Origin of the sequence: Bacillus sp. MUM 13, assembly GCF_001866725.1 — a bacterium.
Classification (GTDB): domain Bacteria; phylum Bacillota; class Bacilli; order Bacillales; family DSM-1321; genus Peribacillus.
The window spans coordinates 1-18481 of sequence record NZ_MLYQ01000045.1 but is presented as its reverse complement, the minus strand read 5'-3'; the positions used below and the strand labels follow the sequence as shown (position 1 = coordinate 18481).

Here is an 18481-nt window from a genome sequence, read left to right as displayed (position 1 = left end):
TGCCGCAGGACGCGGCGTTCTTAGTCTTTGTTCTTCTATTCAGGCGCTTCCGCTTTTTTATATAATCCAGCTCCAGCGCCTAGCTTGCTGTGCAAAAGATGTTTTTACCTCAGAAGGCAAAGAACGCCTTCGGAGGACAAAACCCTATTTGCTTCGCAAGCTGAACAGGCGCTTGCGCTTTTTATATTATCCCTATTTTTTTTTGAAGAAGCAATCTTGATTTTTAGGATTCGTGTATGGGTTGTGATAAAATATATACGTTAACTGGGGAGGATGAATGATGAGACAAACGATTATGATACAAGATGCAAAAATATCTGATGGCACATTGATGCTGTTTGCGGATGAAACCGCTAACTTAACTTCCTTGCATCCAAAAGAACAAATGCTGGTTGATTCCGATCATTTTGCATTTATTTACTTAACTGAAACTGATGAAGGATATACATACATTTCTTTGCATGAGGGAGTTTGGGCCCCGCTTAAATCCGCATGGGAGAAAAAAATGCCTGCTGTTGTCAAAGCAGGTGATAATACCCTCGAATTAAAGGGTATATATGAAGAACTGGAATACTTAGTAGATAATATTAAAGGAAACAGCAACTATGGAGAAGAATTCTCTGATAAGGTAGAAAAAACGTTTGCGATTTAACAGGCAGTGAATGTCATATAGTTGCAGAGCTTAACACTGATATGACTGCCCTAAATGCCTAAATGGTTTCATAACAATCAGAGGCATAGGGGAAGTTACATTTTATACAGGTAAATATTACGGCAGCCGGCAAAAGCAGCGAGAAGCAGGTTTGACGATAGTCAGGGTTTTATTCCCGGACTGCTGCTGAGCCTGCCATCCTGCCCGGCTTGCAGGGATAGGCGGTGGCGGCTTATGGAACAATGGGAAGATTTTTTAGCTCCATATAAAAAAGCAGTAGATGAATTAAAGGTTAAATTAAAAGGAATGAGAGCGGAGTTTGAACGAAGCCATGTTCATTCGCCAATTGAATTTGTCACAGGCAGAGTAAAGCCGATTGTCAGCATTCTCGACAAGGCGATCCAAAAGAATATACCGCTTGATAAGCTATCTGAGGAAATGCAGGATATTGCAGGCCTTCGTATGATGTGCCAATTTGTTGAGGATATATCACAGGTGGTCGGGCTGCTCAGGGCCAGGAATGACTTTGAAATCATCGAAGAGAGAGATTACATATCGAATAAAAAGGCAAGCGGATACAGATCTTATCATGTTGTCATCTGTTATCCGGTCCAGACGATACACGGGGAAAAAAAGATCCTTGTTGAAATCCAGATAAGGACACTCGCCATGAATTTTTGGGCGACGATTGAACACTCGTTAAATTATAAATATCGCGGAGATTTTCCTGAGGATATTCAAATCCGGCTGAAAAGAGCATCTGAAGCAGCATTCCTGCTGGATGAAGAGATGTCCGAAATCAGGCTGGAAATACAAGAAGCACAAAGGCTGTTTTCAAGGAAAAAGGATGGCCAGGAATTCTGAAGAATGCACAGAAGGGAAGGGAGGATTATCATGAAATTTGCCATAACCTCTAAAGGGGATACAAAATCTAATACATTAATGAGTAAAATGCGGACCTATTTGCAGGATTTCAATCTTGAATATGATGAAGACCAGCCGGATATTGTCATCTCAGTCGGAGGCGATGGGACATTGCTGTATGCTTTTCACCGATATAAAAACCGGCTTGATAAGACGGCCTTTGTCGGTGTCCATACAGGCCATCTTGGATTTTATGCAGACTGGACGCCGGACGAGATTGAAAAGCTTGTCATTGCAGTGGCTAAAACTCCATTCCAGGTTGTTGAATATCCTCTTTTGGAAGTGATAATCCGGTACCAGCATGGAGGCCGTGAATCAAGGTTCCTTGCGCTGAATGAATCCACTGTCAAATGTGTGGAAGGTACACTTGTCATGGATGTGGAAATCCGGGGCCAGCATTTTGAAACCTTCCGCGGTGATGGTTTATGCCTTTCAACACCAACAGGAAGCACAGCTTATAATAAAGCTTTGGGCGGCGCTATTATCCATCCATCCTTTGATGCCATTCAATTTGCAGAAATGGCCTCAATTAATAACCGGGTATTCAGGACAATCGGATCTCCTTTATTGCTCCCTGCGCACCATACCTGTATGCTGCGCCCGGTAAAGAATGCGAATTTCCAGATCACTGTTGATCATCTTTCCCTGCTTCATCAGGATGTAAAGTCCATTCAATATCGCGTAGCAGATGAAAAAATACGTTTTGCACGGTTTCGTCCCTTTCCTTTTTGGAAGAGAGTACACGATTCATTCATTGCAAACTAAGGAGCTATGGCAAACTTCATGTCAAACAACAGCAGCAAACAGCATTTCACCTTAAGCTGGAAGGTGGAAAAAGAGCAGTCAGGAAAGTTGCTTCGCGAATTTTTATCAGGCCGGGATATTTCAAAAAGGGCTCTCACCGCCATTAAATTTGGCGGCGGGAGGATCCTGGTGAATGGCTTTGAAGCAACTGTACGATATTCACTGCATGAGGGTGACCAGGTGGAAGTGCATTTTCCTCCTGAAGCCGGGAGTGTGGGATTAAAGGCTGAGAGACTGCCGCTTTCCATTAAATATGAAGATGATTATGTCATGGTTCTTGTTAAACCTCCTTACATGAATACAATCCCTTCACGTGAACATCCAGATGGCAGCCTGGCAAATGCACTTGCTGGATATTATCAGGAAAAAGGGCTGTTATCTACCGTCCATGTTGTCACAAGGCTCGATAGGGATACATCAGGCCTTTTGCTTATTGCAAAACATCGGCATGTCCATCACTTATTTAGTGAACAGCAAAAAGCCGGTGGTGTAAAACGCAGTTATGATGCCGTTGCAGAAGGGTCCATTTCCTGTGAGTCGGGCCGAATAGAGGCCCCTATAGGAAGAAATCCTGACAGCATCATTGAGAGAGAAGTGAGGGAGGACGGGCAATATGCCTGCACACTCTACAAGGTTATGGGCTATTATGAAGGCTATTGCCACGTGAAGCTCAGACTCTTAACCGGCCGCACCCATCAAATCAGGGTGCATCTCTCCCATCTTGGACATCCTCTTGCAGGGGACGATTTATATGGTGGCAGCCGGCAGGCCATTTTGCGACAGGCACTTCATTGCAGCCAGCTGACTTTCTATCATCCATTCCTGAAGAAGGAACTGACATTTTCAGAACCGCTGCCGGAAGATATGAAAAAACTGCTTGCCTCAATTAAAAGGCTATGAATATGTCTGAAAAAAATGCTGGTAATTTTAGTATGATGCCGTAAAACTTCTAATCAACATACATGTTTAATAGAGCACATGCAAAAAACCTCCTGGGATAGTCTTGCCGGGAGGTTTTTTGTTTAATTATGTTCAGCATACAGCAGGCTTGTCTTAATCAAAGGTACTGCGGAATTTTTCAGGAAGAAAAGGCATGGAAGATGGCACAGATACGGTTTCGAGCTCAGGATAGCGCAGGGCAGTTAATTTTCCGCCGAAAACGCAGCCTGTATCAATATTAAAGGTGTTGTGGATATGCCGCACCTCTTTAACCGGGGTATGGCCATAGACAATTAAGGGCTTTCCTTTATAGCTCTTCGCCCAGTCACGCCTTACCGGTGAGCCGTCAGGATGCTTTTCGCCTGAGATGTCTCCATAAAGGACAAAGGTTTTTACCTTATCTGATGTCTTGCCGATATAATCTTCTTTTATGCCAGCATGTGCAATAATCAGAGAATTGCTGTCAGCAATCTGATATAGTGGTGACTGCTCATAAAGATCTATGAATTTCTTTCTGATTTTCTTTTGGCTCCTTGCGGGAAGGTCTTCATATTCTGCTACAGTGGTTTCGAGGCCATATGTAATCTGCACCTTGTTTCCCAAAAAGAAACGATAAAGCTTATTGCAATGATTTCCGGGCGAATACAAAGCAAGCTTATGTATAAGAACCAATTCATAAACAACTTCAATGACCTTCAGTGAATGTGGTCCGCGATCGGTCAAATCTCCAACAAATCCGAGAATCCTGCCATCCGGATGAACAGGGTAACCTTTTGACCAGTCATAACCCAGCTTTTTTGTTAGTGACTCAAATTCATCAAAACAGCCATGGATGTCTCCGATAATATCTATTTTCATAAAAACTCCCCCTAATGCTTCATTCACTCGATACATCTATAGTACCACCACCTGCATTAATAAAAACAGGCTATGTTTCTCACCATCTAGTATAGGCCATAGAGGTGAATTTCATCCCGCAGCCTGTTTTACCCTTATTGGTTCGGCAGAATAAAAAACCCCCCAAAGGTGTTTCTTTGCGCTGTTTTTTGTTATACTTGAATTAAGTACTAGGTACTAATGACTCGTAATAAATTGGAGGACATGAGGCTATGACTCTTTCTTTAGAAGGTAAAACATTTGTAGTGATGGGTGTTGCAAATAAACGCAGTATCGCATGGGGAGTTGCACGTTCTCTTCATGAAGCTGGCGCAAAATTGATATTTACATATGGACGGGAACGCACGGAAAAAAGTGTGCGTGAGCTTGCGGCAACTCTTGATGGAGCATCTTCCCTGATTCTTCAATGCGATGTGTCAGAAGATCGATCCATTGAACAATGCTTTAAAGAAATCAAGGAAAAAGCAGGAGTGATTCACGGGATTGCCCACTGTGTCGCTTTTGCCAATAAAGAAGAGCTGAACGGCGATTATATGAATACAAACAGAGAAGGCTTTCTGCTTGCGCATAATATCAGTTCATATTCACTGACAGCAGTTGCAAAAGCAGCGCAAGGCCTGATGTCTGAAGGCGGATCAATCGTAACGATGAGCTATCTTGGCGGCGAGCGTGTCCTGCCGAATTATAATATCATGGGAGTGGCCAAGGCGTCACTTGAAGCAAGTGTAAAATATCTGGCAAACGATTTAGGCAAACATGGCATCCGCGTGAATGCTATTTCTGCAGGTCCAATCCGGACTCTATCAGCGAAAGGTGTCAGTGACTTTAACTCCATTCTGCGGAAAATTGAAGAAGAAGCTCCACTTCGCCGCACAACAACTCCTGAAGAAGTAGGAGACACAGCCCTTTTCTTATTCAGCGGCCTTTCAAGAGGCATTACTGGTGAAAATATACATGTGGATTCAGGCTATCATGTAATGGGCTAATGATAATGTCTGCAAAGAAGCGTCTCATCTGAGGCGTTTTTTTTTTATGGCCATGCACCTTTTTACCTTCATTTAATTCCTATATGCTCCCTTTAAAATCACCAATATCATATCTTCAGCCTGGAAGCTTGCAATACCATACATAAATGTAAAAAAGAAAAATATATTGTACATAGACCGGAAAATGGTCCAATTATGAAGAGACCGGTGATAGTAATCTGTCTGGTTACCCAAAATGAATGTACATTAGTCCGATTTTATAAAAAGGGGGGAGCGGCTATTCATACTGTAAAGAAGCACTTTTTCTTAATTGACGGAGTCCGTTCGGTTAATGAGGTCATAAAAAAATCAGATAAGCAAAAATGCAGCATCCCAAGAGTAAATATTAAAAATGCCCTTTCTCAGGAAATTCTGCTTGAAAAGCTTGCCAAATTGCCGGCCTTTGCCCCAAAGCCGGTGTGCCGATTTACCTTCAATGGCAAAGCAGTAATTGGACGCCTGGAAAAAAGGAATGATTCTATATTGTTTATCAGGCACCAATTCGGCAGGAAAATGACAGAATATCCAGAGAGCCTGCTTGAAAACATCAGCATACTGAAATATTAGGAGGCGGAATATGACAGAAAACAAGAAAGAAGGAGCATCGACTAAACCGCTATTTTATATCATCCAGCCAAATATTACAGAGGGGCCAAACCCAAATATGCAGCAAGAGTACCGCTCTAAAATTAAAGAAAAGGAACATCCAAAGAAGGAAGAGAAAAAGGTCCTGGAAGAGGATGAAGTAAGCCGGAAAAAAGAAGATGAAGAAAGAAAACTTGAACAGGTGAAGGTGGAATTTGGCGTGTATGACGCCATGAAGGAAATCCAGAATGAGATAGAAGCGATTAAAACGGTAAAAGATCCCAAGCCCGCAGGAAATGCCGAGGCGATCAAAGAAATTAATGCAATCCTCGAAAAAGAATCTAATATGATTAAGAGGCTGATGAGCGGCGAAGAAGAAGAAAAAGAACAGCCAGCAGAAGCATTGCCGGTATATCAGGAAGAGAGAATGGATCCCAAGGAATTGAAGAAGATGAAAGAACAGATATCACGAATATTGAAAACTCCCAAAGAATCGCAAAAGCCTTACTGTGAAGCCGTCATTCATGGAAGTAAAATCCGGTTTCAGATAATCGGCAGGCAGGACGGTGATGTGAAAATTAAAGTCGGCAGCTCGGTTCATGTTGTCAGGCTCCAGGATATTCGAGACTTCACCATTTTTTAAGCATGATAAAACTCTCCTGAAAGCGGTGAAGCTAATGAACCTTGAAACCATCCATCCTGCTGCCATCATTTTGCTCGGTTTGGCTTCCTTCCGGTTAACAAGGCTGATTGTTTATGATAAGATCACTGAATTTTTCCGGAGACCATTTTTTAATGAAATAGAGAAGGAAAACGAAGAAGGCGTCACCGAGATTTACCTGCTACCAAAAGATAAAGGAATAAAACGATGGATTGGAGAACTGCTAAGCTGTTTTTGGTGTACGGGAATTTGGGTCAGCATATTTCTGTATGGGCTATACCTTCTTAAAAATCCAGCCGGGGACGCCGTGATCCTTATCCTTTCCATAGCAGCCATCGGATCAGTGTTTGAAGTGGTAATTACTAAGATAATGGGCGATTGAACGGGACAAAGCTTTTTCCCTTTCATATACTAACTATATAATTAAAAGGAGGCTTTGTGATGATCAGAAAACAACAGCCCATAAATATTGTGCAAAGACCTATTAAAAAAAGCCCGACGGTAGCTGTTAAGAAAGGCTGCGGCTGCAATAAAGGAAAATAATAAAAGGGATGGGACCTTATCTTAATGGATAAGGTTTATTTTTTTGCGGAAAATTAGAAGAGAACAAACGGATTCCTTCTATTTCCTTATCCTACCATTCATAAATTTCCTTTACATAAAAGAAAATAGAGGTATAACCAAAATACGGGGAAGTGAAAAAATGTTAACCTTCATAGAAAAAGGAATAGGCAAGTGGTTTTCTTTGCCTGTATTGATTCTTTTTATTATTCTTGCAGGCTGTTCAGATGATGGCCAGAATAAGGATGATTTGTCACTTGTTAAGAAAATCGATCCTGCTCCAATGGATATCATCAAAACTTCTAATGAAAATGATGATACTGCGAAAAAAGTGAAAAAAGAAGTAGCCGGCCATAAATACGTTTATGACGTAGTGACGGTCAAGCATGGAAAAACCATTATCGTCGCTTACAAGGTGAAGCATCTTCACAGATTCCAGATGAAAAGTATTGAAAAACAGGTAACAGGACAACTCAAGAAGAAATTTCCTGATCATCAATTCATCGTGTCGAGTGATTATAAGATCTTCCTTGAATCTGTGCGATTAAATGAAATGCTGCAAAAAGAAGATGTTCCAGAGAAAAAAGCCAAAAAGAAATTCCGGGAAATCGTTGAATTAAAGAAAGAGTTAACCTAAACGATCGGCAAATATGCTGTTAAAAAAAGGAGGAATCTGCTATGCTGCCTATGTTTTTTTGGGCATTTGTTGTAGGAGGGATCATTTGCGTTATCGGACAGCTTCTGTTCGATGTTGCCAAGCTTACTCCAGCTCACACGCTTAGTACACTAGTTGTTGCAGGTGCAATATTGGATGGCTTTGGCCTTTATGAGCCCCTCATTGATTTTGCAGGAGCCGGGGCGACGATACCCATTACCTCATTCGGTAATTCTTTAGTGCATGGCGCGATGCAGGAATCAGCGCGGCATGGGCTTATCGGCGTGTTAACAGGCATGTTCGAAGTAACGAGCTCAGGTATTTCAGCAGCCATCATATTCGGATTCATCGGGGCACTGATTTTTAAACCTAAGGGCTGAGTGCCCTGAGTGTATCTTTTTTGAAATAGGCTATATATCTATGGAGTTTGCCTATACACCTTGGGTTTCCTGTCATATGTTAGAAGGGAGAACCCAAAGTGAGGTGAAGCGGAATGTATGGATATGGATGGGGAGGATACGGACCAGGCTATGGTTATGGAGCAGGATACGGAGGCGGATATGGCTCTGGATTTGCTTTGATCGTTGTATTATTTATTCTCCTGATCATTGTGGGCGCTGCACTATGCTGAGCTTTTTATTTTAACGGAATAGGCGGCGCCTATTCCGTTAAAATAATAAATGAATGTTCTTGCACATATGCTTTCTCAGCAAGTTCTCCGGTGTTCGGCCATTTTCCCTGCAGCGGCAGATAAGGCTCAGACAAAGTCCTCTTCTAAAGGTGCATACTTCCGTATTTTCACCCGTTGGTACCCGCTTTGGTTTATCTGGCGGGAAAAGCAAGGGATTTATCCATACAGCTTTATGATTTCTATTCTTTACTGCGGATCTATCTTTTGTAATTGGTTTTATTTTCAGTACGTTCCGCGCGTTATCGTTCAAATGAATGTTCACTTCATTCTGTTTAGCTTCAATCTTTGTTACAAAAGCAAGCGGGAAGGAAATTCTTTCAGTTTCAGTTTCCACAACTGCTTCTGTTCTTGATACTTCCTTCAGCACTCCAACCCTGCGTTCAATTTGTTTTGGCCTGCGGAAAAAAAACACAGCATTTCCTCCTGCCTATATATTACTTTTACATATCATATGCAGATGTGCCCAGTTTGCTAAACCTGTTTCCTCCTGCTGTAAAAACTCCTATGAACCATTTCTCCCCGGGAGCATAGGATATTTTACAGAGAAGGAGGGCTTAGAGAATGGAAAATAACTTTTTTAAAAACATTGAAGGCAAAACCGGTGTAAATATGAAGGATGTTTTTGAACTGGCAAATTCTCTTCAGGGAGCTAACTTTAAAGATGAAGCGACAGTGCGGAGCGTTATCAAAAGGGTTTCTCAAATTGCGAAAAAGCCGGTAAATCAGGAAACAGAGGATAAAATTGTCGAAAGCATTGTAAAAGACGGAAACAAATTAGACTTTGGCACACTTGCCAATATGCTGAATAAAAAGTAATACCTTAAACACGTGAACCAAATGAAACAGGCGGGGAAAAATCCCCGCCTGTTTCTATTTTTTCAGTGCCTTTAAAAACCTTGAAGGATAGGCCGTTTTTCCGCGTCTTGTTTTTGGTACGGAAATGTACAGCTGTTCCTGTGCCCGGGTTGCTGCCACATAAAGCAGGCGGCGTTCTTCTTCAAGCGAGCTTTCATTTCCATTTCTGTATTCCTCAAGAGAAAAGTCATGGGGGAGGCTTCCGTCTACTGCCGCCAGAATATAAACCGTTTTATATTCAAGTCCCTTGGACCGGTGGATGGTTGTTAATTGGATGCTGTCTGTAAAATGCTTCGAAAGGTTTTTCACTTCTTTAATCATCGCAGTCATATGATTTGCATGTTCAATAAATTCGGCCACCGTTTCAAAGCGTTTGGCGGCTACCCGTAAATCCCGGATATCATCGGAGGCCTTTTCAGCACTTCCATCATTGCCGCGCTTTTTTACAAAATCCTTAAAGCCCAAATCCTTTTCAATGATTTCTAATGCAACAAGCGGAGAGACGTTTTTCAGTGAACGGATTTTTTTGGGCAGGGCTTTAAGCTTTTTTTCCTGAAAAGCATGTCCAGTTTTTACAAAAGAAAAGCTATCAATAAAATCGCAATCCTGCAAAATGGTCTGAGCCTTCATTTCCTGAAGGACGCTTTGCTTCAGGAAAAGGGAAGAAAGGACTTCACCTGCAGGCTTCGGATCATGCGGTGAGAGGCTGAGGCGCATAAAAGCAAGCATACCTCTAATAAGTCTCCGTTCGTAAAAGCTCTCTGCATCCCTTTCAATCACAAAAGGAAGCGTCGATGAAGCGAGCCGCTCAAATATGGCCCTCGACATAGAATGGGTCCGGTAGAGAATCGCAAAATCCCCGGGACTTGCCCCGTTTTGAATTTTCTCCTGTATGTCCGTCACAATCATCGTTGCTTCAATTTCTTCATCATAAGGATAAAACATCACAGCAGGAGTGCCGTCATTGTGCTGAGCGCTCATGGTTTTGCTCATGCGGTTGTGATTGCGTTTAATAATCCGGTTGGCTGCTGACACAATTTCGTGTGAAGAACGGTAATTCTCCGTGAGCTTCACCACTTTTGAACCAGGATAGTCTTTTTCAAAATTCAGGATGAATGACGGGTTGCTGCCGCGGAAAGAATAGATGGCCTGATCATCATCTCCTACAGCACAAATATTTTTTGTCTGTTTTGAAAGGAGCTTGATGAGTTCGTATTGAACTGTATTAATATCCTGAAACTCATCCAGAAGGAAGTACTTGAATCTTTGCTGATATTTTTCGAGAATTTCCGGGTTATCCTTTAAGAATGAATAACACCCGGCGAGCATATCATCAAAATCATATCGGCCGTTATTTTCCTTATATTCTTCATAATGCTGATATAAAGCGGCGCAGGATTTTTCCCAGTCATCCCGGGGCTGGGTGCCATCAGGGAAGATGAGGGAGTTTTTCCATAAGCCAATTTGCGCGATGGCATTTTCAAAGGAAAACTCTTTTTCATCAAGGGACATCTCCCGTGCAGCCATTTTCAGGATTTTCTCTTTTTCCCAGTCCCACTTGATTAAACGCTCACGCTGCCATTTATGGGGTTCATGAAAAATCAGGATTTTATAAAAAATACTGTGGAAAGTGCCGCTTACGAGCTGTGAAAGCACCCCTGAGTTGATATTGGGATACGTTAAAAGCCGGTGCTTCATTTCATTGGCCGCCTTGGCAGTAAAGGTGACAAGCATGATGCTCCTCGGATCGATTTTTTTAACTGTAAGCATATAGGCAGTCCGGACTGTCAGCACCCTGGTTTTGCCGCTTCCGGCACCTGAAAGCACAAGCAAGGGGCCTTCGGTTGCAGTGGCTGCGTCAGTCTGCTGCTTGTCCAGGACAATTTCCTGTTCGTTAAGCTGCTTAAAGAAGTCATCATTTATATCGGAGGAAACTGGCGGCTTGGAGCGATAGGCCGGGCTTCCTTTGACAATCTCGCTTTTCCAGTATGGAAGGTATTCTGTCTTGGTTTCTGCAATCGCCCTTGATTTTGGCAGCCTGAATCCGTCTTCAGCTGACTCTTCCTTGAGGCTGCCAGTTTCATCGGCAGCTGCTGTTTCTCTTTCCGTTTCTGCAGCATCACAGTTGTGGGCTTTGGACTGGTGGTAAAAGTGGGGAGTTTCATTAATTCCTATATAAAGCCGCACTGGATTTCCGCATTGTCTGCAAAAAATCTCGCCATTTTTGCTCTTTTCATAAAGCGGCTGGAGCCGATCAGGGGAGATGCGATTCAAATCAATTAAAGTATTGTGTAAAGTTGCTAATTTCATAGAAAAACCTCTAATCACATATGGAATACTACTGATAATCATAACAGAACATGATAGAAACAAAAAGAGCACGAAGACCATGTTTATCGTATTAATTTAAGTGGTATGTAAATAAAAAAAATGCGAAAACATATGAAGAAAAGAGGTAGAAACAGATGGGATACATAATGCCGATTACTCAATTCGAATATATCCAATATGCCAGCCGCACTGCTGCAGCAGAGGAAGAGCAGCCGATAAGAGCAGTAAGCGGTGTTGCCCCTGTCAGGCCGATTAACTTTTATGGAGAGCTTCAAAAAGAGATAGAAGGAAGTGCTGAAAAATCAGCTTCCCAAATCAGCCGCGAACCCAAAAATCTGCAGCTGCCGCATTTTGCCCATTACAAGAGCAGCGTTCCAAGGGAAATAATCGAACAAGCAGCGACAGAGCTGACCGGCAAAGGCTGGTTTGTAAATCAGACGGTGTGAAATCCTGAATAAACATCAAAAGGACACATATGTGTCCTTTTTGATGGGAGTTTTACAGAATATCCAATTCTACGATTAAAGCGAGCAATAACTGAAGAAGCAGCTGGATGTTAACGGCCACTTGAGCATCAGTAGTTGTAACTTCAACATTTCTGGAGTTTTCAATGATTGTTTTTTGGCGAGTGATTTGGCTGATTTTAGAAGATTGAAGCAATTCCTGAGTAATTTGTTCTGCTCTGCTGCTGTCTGCGATGGAGATGCTGATTACCACCACGATGGCTGCCTGCAATGCTGCTTGAAGAGATAGTGCAGCCTTAACATCTGTAGAAGTTACATTTACATCACAAGAATCTTTGATATAAACTAATTCCTCAGAAAGCTGAAGCTGTGTGCTGTTTTGAACGGCTTCTTGCTCAACATCATTATCGGAATCGCAAAACGCTGCCATTGGGTGTGAGTTGCGGTCATCCAGAGCGGACCACTTTCTTTCATGGCAGTTGCTGCTGCCGCTGCCGCTATTGCCTTTGCTTCTATAAACATCTTGATTCATATTTGATTATCCTCCTTTTATCTTACTTCCCTATTACTGTATGCTGTGCGTTTCACTATGTTTGGACGGATACCCTTGATTACTTCGTCTATTTTTACATTTAATCTGAAAAATTTTCATGCAGCACCTATTTATCTCCTTCATAAATATTCGTGCGCGGGTTCACGTCTTTTTCTGTAATGCTGTTTTCGCTTTGCATCAGCTTGTTTGATTGTTCCTGGAGATACTTAACAGTTTCCTTTAAATTTGCTTTTTCTTTCTCTGAAAGGTCATGCTTGCCCTTTTGGACTCCGTGTTTTCGAAGTGTACGCGAAACCAGTAATTCCATCAGTGCTTTTTGCGAATCTGCGACATTAAAGTCCTTTTCATTCATCTAAATCCCTCCTTACAGTTACTTATAAATAGACTATGACCCGGTTTGGGATTTGGCATTAGATATGAGTGGATTTTCTGAAATTTTTAAGTCAGGGGAGGATTTCGCGGAAAATAGGAGAGGCAAAAGGAACAAAAAAATCCCGGCACACTGCATTTGCGACAGGCAGTGTGCCGGGATTACCTTATATCTTCATTTTCATGGTGTGATGCGGTATGCCGGCATCGAGAAATTCTTCTGATACGACCTGATATCCGAGCTTTTCATAAAAAGGGATGGCATGGTTCTGGGCATTAAGCTTCAATTCATGAATGCTTTGCTTCTTTGCTTCATCATGGATTGCCGTCATGAGCATGGTGCCTGCGCCTTTGCTTCGGACATCGGATAAAACACAGATCCGTTCAACCTTGCCCATACCGTCTACAAGACGGAAACGACCAGCACCAATAGGGGAACCATGATCATCATATAAAACAAAATGCTTTGCTTCTTCTTCATACTGGTCGATTTCTTCTTCAGCCGGAACATTCTGCTCGTGTATAAACACTTTGGTCCGGACTGAATAGGCATCTTTCATTTCAGCTTGTGAATCTGCTTGTTTAACAATCACTTTCTTTATTCATCTCCTAACCGGAATGTTTCATATACAGTCCAGGCTCCATCATCCAGCTGATAAAGCAAATGGAACCGGTCGATTTCCTCTTCATGGGACAAATCGAGCATGCTCAGCTGGCCGAATACATCTGAATGTTCATCGTCTGACAGCTTTTGGCCGATTGTGATGTGCGGCACGAAAGCATATTCGGATGTTTCAGGAGAGAAGGTATTCAATTCATTATGCAGGCCTTCAAGTTCAGCGGAATTTTCCACTTTAAAGTAAATCGTGTTTGAAACCGGCTGGAACGTGCTGGCTTTTAGCACCTTTAAAGAAAATGGCTGATATTTCTTAGCGATTTCTTTTAACTTTAATGCAATTGGCTTGATCTCTGAATCTGTTGCCTCAAATGCACCCTTAAGCGTGACGTGCGGAGGAATTAAGGCATAGTGGGAATCATAGCGCTTCCGGTAAGAATTCGCTTTATCCTGAAGCTTTTTTGAAGGGAAAATGGCCACACCGTAATTCATAAAAATACCTCCTGGATCGACATGTATTTGTTTTGCGGCATGCAAGAACGCCAGGGCTTGACAGCCCGGTGACCCGCATGGAAGTTCAATGGCCCTTTGCGCAAAAATGGGGATATGGTATGTATCTGAACGCAAAGGAACATGTATTTGTTAGATATTATAACAAAATTTTCGGAAAACAGGGGGACGATTCTTTAAAACATTTCCCCCTTAAAATAATTCTTTGAGGGCCCTCTTAAGGTCTGCCTGCCAGTATTTCCAGGTATGCCCTCCGTCAAATTCCTCGTAGCGATACGAAAAGCCCCGCTCTTTAAACACTTTGCTCAGTTTACGGTTAGGTTCAATGAAATTCTGGATTTTTCCATCTGTTGTCGGTACCTCGGTTTCACCGATTCCTGCAGCATGATACAGCTCAAGCAGATGCGGATCAGTGAAGCTTGCAACAGCTTCCAAAACCGCATCATTTACAAGAGGGGAGTGAAGCATCGCTTTTCCAAATGTATGCGGATATTTCAGTGCAGCCATCAGTGAAACGGTGGCTCCGAGCGAATCCCCGATAAGGGCCCTGCCCATTCCGACTCCGTAGCCTGGAAGCTTTTCGTCTAAAAATGGAACAAGCTCATGGGCCAGAAAACGGATATAAGCCGCATTTTGTTCGCCTTCGGGATGGTATTTGCTTCTCCGGTCATGAACATTGCGGTATGGTATCCCGATGATAATGATATTTTCGATTTCTCCCTTATAAAGGAGCTCATCGGCCATCCTGCCGATTCTTCCCATTTGGAAATAATCCCGGCCATCCTGAGCGATGACAAGGGAATATTTATATAATGGAGAAAAATTCGCGGGATAATAGATAAGTAATTCTAACTCTTCCCCTAATTCCTTGCTTAAAAACATTTCTTCTTTTATTGTGCCTTTAGGTATTTCCATCACTTGCACCCTGCTTTCTAAAAAATGGCTGTAAGGGCTTACCCCACCATTTTATCATAATGATGAAGGATTTTTCCTGCTTGACGATTGAGTACTGAATTTTATTAGTGCTGAGGATATTTAATGAGTAGAATGGCGCAGGGAAGAGGGTGTGTTTGGAAAAATGGCATGGTTTTTTTACACATATATTAACCGGAATATTTGTAGCGCTGTGAGGAGATCCGGCAAGATAAGATATTGCTGATTTTAAATGTTCTGTTCGTTTTCCTTAGGAAACAATAGGCCCGAACATATTCTTCCGTTAAATCCAGCACCTGAATCCTGCGCTGTGAAACCTGGCCCTTTTCTGATAAATAAATGATTTCTAGTAAGCTGTCTTCTTTCAAGCTTCTCAATAAAGTGCTGTTCATCATTGTTCCCCCTTTTTATTTATTATATGAGAACAAGTGTTCTTTATGCAAATGTAACATCTGGGAAATGCAATAATGGCTGTTTCGCAAACTTTGCTGCTTTGGAACAAGTGGCTGATTTCCGCTCCAGGATGCTTCACTTTCCGCGGGGCGTGCGCTGTGCCTCCTCGACTTGCGTCTGCGGGGTCACATCTGTCATTCTGATCCCGCAGGAGTCTTCGAATATTCGGTCCAATCAACCTGCTTTAACAATGGATTTGCCTCGAGAACTTATTAAGAAACAACAATTTTTAACAAAAGAGACAAAAAAATAAATAAAGCTTAAAACTTTTTCAGAAAAAGGGATTGACTTTTTCCCAGTAAAAACTATAATAAGAAATGTACTTTAATAAAACGATCTGTTAGCTCAGCTGGGAGAGCACAACCTTGACAGGGTTGGGGTCGGCGGTTCGATCCCGTCACAGGTCATCAAACGAGTTGTATCAAGGGTTTTATAAGGATTTTGCAAATGTGGTAAGAAAGCGGTCGTTGTTAAACCCTTTTCTTACGATTAAGGCCACTAACCTTCTTAGAAAATTGAGAGGGAAGTGGTCTTTTTTATGTTGTTGAAATTTGCTATTCAAGACTTTAAAGAGGATAGGGAGTTTATGAACTGAAGATCGAGAGTTGAATAGGGAAGAAGTGAAGTTTTTTACATCGCAGTAGACTCATAATATACAACAAAAAATGAGTAGTCTATTAACTACTCTCAAATAATCTTATAAAGCTGTTTAAGCATTGGCCTGGGTTTATTAGAACATTTAAAGATTTTTGTAACCCTCATTGCAGAAAATACTGAAAAAAATTCCCTAAATTGTAAGTATCCAGTTGGAAATATCATTAATAACTTGTTTATCTACTTTCTGGGGAACCTTATACTCTTTTTGTGCCTTTAATATTTCTCCATAAATGGAGGGCATAAACAAATGGTTCAAGTTAGGATAAAGTTTGAATCTAACATTTGGATGATCACCCAGTAAGTTTTTATAACCATTGAAATCCTTTTCCACCGAAGTTTGGACATCTTTATCACCTTGCAGGATGAATAAAGGTTTATTTAAATCTCTAAGGTAATCCTTAGAAGGATGTTCTCCCATCTCTTTAAAATAATAGGCTCTTACCTTTTTTCCCAAAACAAAGGTATCTTTTGCCTCTTCAGCACTTAGGTTATAAATATTTTCGAACTTGGATGCTAATGCTGCTATTTGTTTCTTAGCGATCCATTTCACAAATCTATTCAATGAGTTTAAAACAGTGTTATTTTGGTCCATCATAATTTCTTCTAATGTTCGAGGTGAGCCGGCCAATATGATAATTCCAGCAAAATTTCCACCTTCTGCGTCGATTCGAGGAGCTAGCATCCCACCCATACTATGACCCATAATAAATATTTTATCGGAATCAATGCGTGGTTCGTTTCGTAACAAGTTAGATGCAAGGATAGCGTCCTCTATAGTTTCTTCTTTAACTGATAATCCTTTATCAGTTTTCATCTCGTTTCCATATATAAAAGTTCTTTTATCATAACGTAATACTGCAATTCCCTTTTCGGATAAACCTTCGGCAAAGTCTTTAAGAGGATGATTATTTCCAACTTGTCCATCCATATTACTTGGACCAGATCCGTGAACCATTACAACAGCAGGAACTGGTCCACTCACATCGTGAGGAATGGTTAACATTCCATCAAGAGGATACTTTGTATCAGCACCTATAACAATTTTTTCTTCAGGCATTTACTTTCCCCCATTAAATAACATCTTTCTTTTACAACCTATTAAATTCGTCAATATTTTATATTTATCCTGCTAAGTAATTGGTAGTTGCTCTCTGCTCATATAAACACAACTAGTATTTTCAAAGTTAATTATTTATTCCTTGCATGGATTGGCAAAAGGATTAACGCTTTTTTCATGAATAAAGTGTGAGACTGAGGAAAATCGGTTGGAGGTATCCCTGGCCTTTATAATTGGCGATTACTTTTAAAGTGATCGTCTTTCTTTGTTGAGTCTTAATTAATCGATTAGTTAGAAGTTTAGAGGGCGTATTTTGGTTGGTTTTGTAATTGGTGGAGGTGATAGGCACAGTTATTACCGGTAACTGGTCCGTGATTACCGTGCCTGTCACTCCACGATTAAAAATGCACATATGAACCAAATGACAATAACTTTATTCATTGGGATAAAGATTCTGATATGTTTCTAATGTATATTTAATTAAATCCTTTAAAACATTGGTATCAATATCAGCTAATTTATTAACATAAATACAAGCCTTACTCTTCGTGTGTTTACCAAAGCTTTTTAATAATTTTTCCCTTTCCTCACTTTCATTGGCTAAATAAAGACTAATTTTTGCCTTTCTTGGTGAAAAACCCACTAAAGGCGCATCCCCTTCATGTCCTGATGCATACTTATAGTGATAGCTGCCAAAGCCTATGATACTAGTGCCCCACATTTTGGCGTCATAACCAGTAACTTCTTCAAAAATTTCTAATAACTGATAGGCATCTGCCTTCTTCTTCTCATTTTCCACACTTTCAATAAATTCAAATACACTATTGTCATTTTCTTTCATCTTCGGTTCAGACATATATGAGTTTTCTCCTATTCTCAGATTAATATTTGATTACATTATTGTCATCATGGTTACATTTTAGAATACAAGCCTAATTTCCTTGCAAAATATGTAGTTAGCTTTCTAAACGCTTTCCAAGAGTAGAATTTGTCTTTTATTTTGGCTGTTTTCGTAAACTTTGTTGCTATTCAACAAGTGGTTGATTTCCGCTTAAGGATGCTCGCTTTCCGCGGGGCGAGCGGTGAGCCTCCTCAGCTACGCTTGCGGGGTCTCACCTTCCCGCTAATCCCGCAGGAGTCTCGCACCTTACGCTCCAATCAACCTGATTTAACAATATGATTGCCTCACAGAACTCTTTAATTAAAATGATTCTTTAAAAAAAGAGCCAAAATAATTCACACCTAATACGTTTCATATCTCTTGCATGAGATCTAACCTTCCTTTGTAT

At 41.2% G+C, this 18481-nt stretch carries 24 protein-coding genes and 1 tRNA gene; 14 read left to right on the top strand and 11 right to left on the bottom strand.

Going from position 1 to position 18481, the window contains the following annotated elements; all coding sequences use genetic code 11:
• The first annotated feature begins 280 nt into the window (after positions 1–280).
• The 4 genes from BIV59_RS13230 (at position 281) to BIV59_RS13215 (ending at position 3280) form a co-directional block, all read left to right on the top strand.
• Positions 281–652: a UPF0738 family protein gene (locus tag BIV59_RS13230; RefSeq protein WP_071351973.1), complete on the top strand. Its 372-nt coding sequence runs from the start codon at positions 281–283 to the stop codon at positions 650–652.
• A gap of 234 nt (positions 653–886) precedes the next feature.
• Complete coding sequence (gene yjbM, locus BIV59_RS13225) at positions 887–1516, top strand: GTP diphosphokinase (RefSeq protein WP_071351972.1); 630 nt, start codon at positions 887–889, stop codon at positions 1514–1516.
• 30 nt (positions 1517–1546) lie between these two features.
• Positions 1547–2341 (top strand): NAD kinase, encoded by a 795-nt coding sequence (locus BIV59_RS13220; RefSeq protein WP_071351971.1) that lies wholly within the window; start codon positions 1547–1549, stop codon positions 2339–2341.
• Between the two features lie 6 nt (positions 2342–2347).
• On the top strand, positions 2348–3280 hold the full coding sequence (locus BIV59_RS13215; protein WP_481747433.1) for an RluA family pseudouridine synthase: 933 nt from the start codon (positions 2348–2350) through the stop codon (positions 3278–3280).
• A 153-nt stretch (positions 3281–3433) separates the two neighbouring features.
• On the opposite strand, the gene prpE is transcribed toward BIV59_RS13215, so the two are convergent.
• Positions 3434–4177, bottom strand: coding sequence for a bis(5'-nucleosyl)-tetraphosphatase PrpE (gene prpE, locus BIV59_RS13210; protein WP_071351969.1), 744 nt, complete (start codon positions 4175–4177; stop codon positions 3434–3436).
• Positions 4178–4428: 251 nt separating this feature from the next.
• Between prpE and fabI the strand changes: the two genes are divergently transcribed.
• From fabI to BIV59_RS22840, 7 genes are all read left to right on the top strand, one after another.
• Complete coding sequence (gene fabI / locus BIV59_RS13205; RefSeq protein ID WP_071351968.1) at positions 4429–5202, top strand: enoyl-ACP reductase FabI; 774 nt, start codon at positions 4429–4431, stop codon at positions 5200–5202.
• Positions 5203–5409: 207 nt separating this feature from the next.
• Positions 5410–5808 carry a hypothetical protein gene (locus BIV59_RS13200; RefSeq protein WP_139194365.1) on the top strand — a complete coding sequence of 133 codons (399 nt, stop codon included), beginning with the start codon at positions 5410–5412 and terminating at the stop codon, positions 5806–5808.
• Positions 5809–5818: 10 nt separating this feature from the next.
• A complete protein-coding gene (locus BIV59_RS13195) occupies positions 5819–6469 on the top strand; it encodes a hypothetical protein (protein WP_071351966.1) in 651 nt (216 codons plus the stop codon).
• A 34-nt stretch (positions 6470–6503) separates the two neighbouring features.
• A complete protein-coding gene (locus BIV59_RS13190) occupies positions 6504–6869 on the top strand; it encodes a DUF1360 domain-containing protein (protein WP_071351965.1) in 366 nt (121 codons plus the stop codon).
• Between the two features lie 321 nt (positions 6870–7190).
• The gene (locus BIV59_RS13185; protein WP_071351964.1) at positions 7191–7685 is read left to right on the top strand and encodes a YhcN/YlaJ family sporulation lipoprotein; all 495 of its coding nucleotides are present in this window, start codon (positions 7191–7193) and stop codon (positions 7683–7685) included.
• Between the two features lie 41 nt (positions 7686–7726).
• Positions 7727–8083 carry a stage V sporulation protein AE gene (gene spoVAE / locus BIV59_RS13180; protein ID WP_071351963.1) on the top strand — a complete coding sequence of 119 codons (357 nt, stop codon included), beginning with the start codon at positions 7727–7729 and terminating at the stop codon, positions 8081–8083.
• 113 nt (positions 8084–8196) lie between these two features.
• Positions 8197–8334 carry a YjcZ family sporulation protein gene (locus BIV59_RS22840; protein ID WP_083392166.1) on the top strand — a complete coding sequence of 46 codons (138 nt, stop codon included), beginning with the start codon at positions 8197–8199 and terminating at the stop codon, positions 8332–8334.
• 37 nt (positions 8335–8371) lie between these two features.
• Here BIV59_RS22840 and BIV59_RS13175 read toward each other — a convergent pair whose 3' ends face one another.
• Positions 8372–8806 carry a hypothetical protein gene (locus BIV59_RS13175; protein ID WP_071351962.1) on the bottom strand — a complete coding sequence of 145 codons (435 nt, stop codon included), beginning with the start codon at positions 8804–8806 and terminating at the stop codon, positions 8372–8374.
• A 149-nt stretch (positions 8807–8955) separates the two neighbouring features.
• Here BIV59_RS13175 and spoVIF point away from each other — a divergent pair, with 149 nt between their 5' ends.
• The gene (gene spoVIF, locus BIV59_RS13170) at positions 8956–9210 is read left to right on the top strand and encodes a sporulation-specific transcription regulator SpoVIF (protein ID WP_071351961.1); all 255 of its coding nucleotides are present in this window, start codon (positions 8956–8958) and stop codon (positions 9208–9210) included.
• 54 nt (positions 9211–9264) lie between these two features.
• Here the strand turns inward: spoVIF and BIV59_RS13165 are convergent, their stop codons facing one another.
• Positions 9265–11559: a UvrD-helicase domain-containing protein gene (locus BIV59_RS13165; RefSeq protein ID WP_071351960.1), complete on the bottom strand. Its 2295-nt coding sequence runs from the start codon at positions 11557–11559 to the stop codon at positions 9265–9267.
• A gap of 155 nt (positions 11560–11714) precedes the next feature.
• Between BIV59_RS13165 and BIV59_RS13160 the strand changes: the two genes are divergently transcribed.
• Positions 11715–12026: a hypothetical protein gene (locus BIV59_RS13160; RefSeq protein ID WP_071351959.1), complete on the top strand. Its 312-nt coding sequence runs from the start codon at positions 11715–11717 to the stop codon at positions 12024–12026.
• Between the two features lie 52 nt (positions 12027–12078).
• Here the strand turns inward: BIV59_RS13160 and BIV59_RS13155 are convergent, their stop codons facing one another.
• The 6 genes from BIV59_RS13155 to BIV59_RS13130 all read right to left on the bottom strand — a co-directional run bounded on the left by BIV59_RS13155 (position 12079) and on the right by BIV59_RS13130 (position 15417).
• Positions 12079–12576 carry a spore coat protein gene (locus tag BIV59_RS13155; protein WP_083392165.1) on the bottom strand — a complete coding sequence of 166 codons (498 nt, stop codon included), beginning with the start codon at positions 12574–12576 and terminating at the stop codon, positions 12079–12081.
• Between the two features lie 127 nt (positions 12577–12703).
• Positions 12704–12949, bottom strand: a complete 246-nt coding sequence (locus BIV59_RS13150) for a hypothetical protein (protein WP_071351958.1) — start codon at positions 12947–12949, stop codon at positions 12704–12706.
• Positions 12950–13133: 184 nt separating this feature from the next.
• Positions 13134–13559 carry a GNAT family N-acetyltransferase gene (locus BIV59_RS13145; protein WP_071351957.1) on the bottom strand — a complete coding sequence of 142 codons (426 nt, stop codon included), beginning with the start codon at positions 13557–13559 and terminating at the stop codon, positions 13134–13136.
• A gap of 5 nt (positions 13560–13564) precedes the next feature.
• The gene (locus BIV59_RS13140) at positions 13565–14074 is read right to left on the bottom strand and encodes a YjcG family protein (protein ID WP_071351956.1); all 510 of its coding nucleotides are present in this window, start codon (positions 14072–14074) and stop codon (positions 13565–13567) included.
• 210 nt (positions 14075–14284) lie between these two features.
• Positions 14285–15007 (bottom strand): alpha/beta hydrolase, encoded by a 723-nt coding sequence (locus tag BIV59_RS13135; RefSeq protein WP_071351955.1) that lies wholly within the window; start codon positions 15005–15007, stop codon positions 14285–14287.
• A 188-nt stretch (positions 15008–15195) separates the two neighbouring features.
• Entirely contained in the window at positions 15196–15417 is a 222-nt protein-coding gene (locus tag BIV59_RS13130; RefSeq protein WP_071351954.1) for a WYL domain-containing protein, read from the bottom strand.
• Positions 15418–15812: 395 nt separating this feature from the next.
• On the opposite strand from BIV59_RS13130, the gene BIV59_RS13120 reads away from it, so the two are divergent.
• Positions 15813–15885: transfer RNA gene (locus tag BIV59_RS13120), tRNA-Val, on the top strand.
• 380 nt (positions 15886–16265) lie between these two features.
• Here BIV59_RS13120 and BIV59_RS13115 read toward each other — a convergent pair.
• On the bottom strand, positions 16266–17192 hold the full coding sequence (locus BIV59_RS13115) for an alpha/beta hydrolase family protein (RefSeq protein WP_071351952.1): 927 nt from the start codon (positions 17190–17192) through the stop codon (positions 16266–16268).
• 433 nt (positions 17193–17625) lie between these two features.
• Positions 17626–18048 carry a DUF1801 domain-containing protein gene (locus tag BIV59_RS13110; protein WP_071351951.1) on the bottom strand — a complete coding sequence of 141 codons (423 nt, stop codon included), beginning with the start codon at positions 18046–18048 and terminating at the stop codon, positions 17626–17628.
• Positions 18049–18481: the final 433 nt, after the last annotated feature.